Genomic DNA, 3,412 nt, shown 5'->3' with positions numbered 1-3,412 from the left:
CGCGATCGCACCAATGGAACCCCAGACGCCAAAGGTATCCGAAATCTCACAAACCAACACCCATAGAAACCCTGTCAGGGCAATCCAGGGGAATCAATTAACCCCCTGTAGCAACCCAATCCTAAATATACTGTAGGGGCGACCCGCCTGCATCAATAAACACCACCCATCCACTTAATTGTATCGGGTCGCCCTTTACTTAAATGGCGCATGAATTCCCAACCCGCGATCGCATCCAACCCAACCCCGACAGAAGAAGGATGTACCATAAAACAATACCCAGACTTTCACGGTATGTGGCGCAATGTTTGTAGGGGCGGGTTTCACTATTATCTTTTCGGTTGCACCCAGATGTAACTAAACCCGCCCAGACGCGCCATGGCGCGTCTCTACAATAGTTTCTAGACTTCCCGTGAACAATCACAAACAATACCCCCTTTTCGACAAGCCAATGGTGAAGCAGTTTTGGCGGTGGCTAATCCGGCTAATTCAGCCAATATTACCACCCTTCCTCAAACAGAAACCACACAGGCGGGTGAAACGTCAACGCCTCAGTGATGCAGACTATCAGCAGCTATTTCGGCAACTCCTAACTGGGGTAAGTCAGGGATGGAACTCAGAACAGGTATTCCAGCATTTAGGACATCGGATGAATGACCGCTATTTTAAGGCGTGGCTGCGGGAGTATGGGAAGCGGTTGCGGAAATTGCCAGAGGCGGATCATCAGTTAGCGTCGCAGTTAGTGCGGTTGAGTCGGGTAGGGTGTGGGGAATTGGGGGAAATTGCCGCAGAGATTGGTAGGGATTTGTTAATAAAACCTGCGGGGAAAGGGGAGGAAGTGGCGGCGGTGGAACCAAGGAAGAGGGTATCGGCTGAGACATCGCCTCAAGAGTCAATTAGTTCTATTGAAAATAGCGATAGTGATCAGGCACAAGCGTGGTTTAATCGAGGGAATCAGCAAATTGATGCAGGGGATTTTCTCGGTGCTGTCGCATCTTATGACAAAGCCATTCAAATCAAACCTGATTTCTACCGAGCTTGGTACAACCGAGGTAATGCGTTAGATGAGTGCGGAGAGTATAAACAGGCGCTCGAATCTTTTGAGCAAGTGATTAAAATTAAACCGGACTTTCACGAAGCTTTGAACTATTGGGGTGTAACACGAAATAAATTAGGAGAATATGAATATGCAATCGCCTCTTTTGACAAAGCTATTCAAATCAAACCCAATGATCATAAAGCTTGGCTAAACCGAGGGGATACTGCTGGAAATTCCCGACACGATAATCCCGAAGCGGCGACTATTTTACAGTTCCAATTCCCCAATACCTCCCCAATCTTACCAAATCCCGATCTAACTCAACGCGGTTATGAAGGGGCATTGTTATCGTATCAGGAAGGCTTAAAGCATTGTCCCCAAGACACCCACCCCGAAGGTTGGGGACAATTGCATCAAGCAATAGGATACGCCCACTATGAACAAGGAAAATATCAGCGCAATTACCGCGACTATTGGCGTCAAGCCGTAACCGAATATCACCAAGCTTTGATTACCCTCACCCCAGACGCCTATCCTGAACTACATTTAGAGGTTATCCAAAACCTCATTCGCGTCTTATTGGGCTTAAACCAACACACAGAAGCCAAGGAATGGCGCAACCAAGGCTTAAAGGTATTCCAAACGCTATTAAATAGTCAAAAATCCACATTTCAGAAACGCCGACTCCAGGCTAAATTCTTCTCCTTCTCTCAAATGCGGGTCGATGTTTTAGTTGAAGAGGGTGAACCTATCTTGGCATTAGAAACCGCTGAAACGAATAAGAATCTCTATCTTACCTGGATACTTGATGCCCGCAAAGAAACCACGCTGAGTCCCGATTATCGCCAGATACAATCCCTCACTCATCCCACAACCGCGATTGTTTATTGGCATCTGAGTCCAAATGCCCTGACGACGTTTATTATTAAACACAATAGCGAGAATCCGATTATTATTGATGTGCCTCTCTCCGCGTCGGGGGAAGTTAGGGGGATTAAACCCTTAGAGGATTGGATTAAAACCTGGGATGAATCCTATCAGGAGTATCGGAAGAATCCCCTCCCACCTTCCTGTGAAAAAGGAAAGCAAGAATTGGCGCAATCTTGGCAGGATAATTTAGCTAAGTTACTGGAAGAGTTACAGCATATCCTGAGTATTCCCGCCATTTTAACTCAACTAAATCCCGAATCCATCACCAATCCCACCCCTCAAATTCAAAATCTAATTCTGATTCCCCACCGCGACTTACACCGCTTTCCCCTCCATGCATTATTTCCCGATACATTCACGATTACCTATCTCCCCAGCGCCCAAATTGGACTCAATTTAAATAACCGTGGAGAGATACAACCTATTTTGCCGCTACAGGTAGACTATCCGCCTCACGAAAACTGTGGCAAGCTTACCAGCGCCGTTATTGAATCAGCCGCAATTGCCCAATTGTTCCCCAATTCTCAGCGCATTTCCGGTGAGCAAGCCACGAAAACCACGGTTACTAATGCTCTTAACGGAAATTACACTATCTTCCACTTTAGTGGACATGGAACCTATGATCACGAGACACCCAAAAACTCAGCTTTACTCCTCAATTATCAGGATAAATTAACGATTAATGATATCCGTCAGCTTTCCTTAAATTCCTATCAACTCGTTACCCTCGCCGCCTGTGAAACTGCTATCACCGGAAGAGAAACGATTGAAAAAGATTATGTGGGATTAGTCAGTGCGTTTGTTTATCAAGGGGTTTCCCATGTTTTGAGTACGCTGTGGACGATTCCTGATAATATCAGTAGTTTACTGTTCATGGTTTATTTTTACTGGCAACTGAAAAAGGGTAAACCGCCTGTGGTGGCGTTGGCGAAGGCTCAAAAGTGGTTAAAGAATCTCACCTATCAGGAGTTGGCGCTGTATTATCAGGAGATTTCTCAACAACTACCGGAAGAAGAAAATAACCTCCGCCCCAAGATTAGAGATGAATTGGGCAAAATCCGTGACATGGAACCCGATAAGCATCAGGAAAAACCATTTCAACATCCCTATTATTGGGCGGCGTTTACGATTACAGGTGCGCCACCAGATAATCCATGATACCCGTAGGGGCGCACCGACGTGCGCCCTTTACCGACGCACGATGGCGGACTAACACAGTTTTGTAGTGAGGGCTTTAGCCCTCTCCAGCTATGCGTTAAAGCACTAAAGTGCTTACTACGAGCCAACGCGACGTGCGCTCTTTACCAACCTGCGCTTAATTTAACCGTAAATTAGCGATGGTGCGTTACACTTCGCTAACGCACCCTACAATTTTACTCGTTGGCGAGTATCAAAGACTCGTTGGCGAGTATCAAACACTCATTCATTATGGGTGGGCGCACG

1 protein-coding gene is annotated in these 3,412 nt (G+C 46.4%); it reads left to right on the top strand.

Annotated elements, in window-relative coordinates; genetic code table 11:
- Positions 1 to 451: 451 nt before the first annotated feature.
- Entirely contained in the window at positions 452 to 3,127 is a 2,676-nt protein-coding gene (locus ACLFWI_RS28555) for a CHAT domain-containing protein (protein WP_446415741.1), read from the top strand.
- Positions 3,128 to 3,412 lie beyond the last annotated feature (285 nt).

It is taken from the genome of Coleofasciculus sp., from assembly GCF_046539235.1.
GTDB lineage: Bacteria > Cyanobacteriota > Cyanobacteriia > Cyanobacteriales > Coleofasciculaceae > Coleofasciculus.
Note: the sequence above shows the minus strand (reverse complement) of the source record. Positions and strands in the feature narration are given on the sequence as shown.

What these genes read in the sequence shown, in the direction of transcription:
- ACLFWI_RS28555 (WP_446415741.1), top strand. Translation starts at nt 452, where the DNA reads ATGGTGAAGCAGTTTTGGCGGTGGCTAATCCGGCTAATTCAGCCAATA.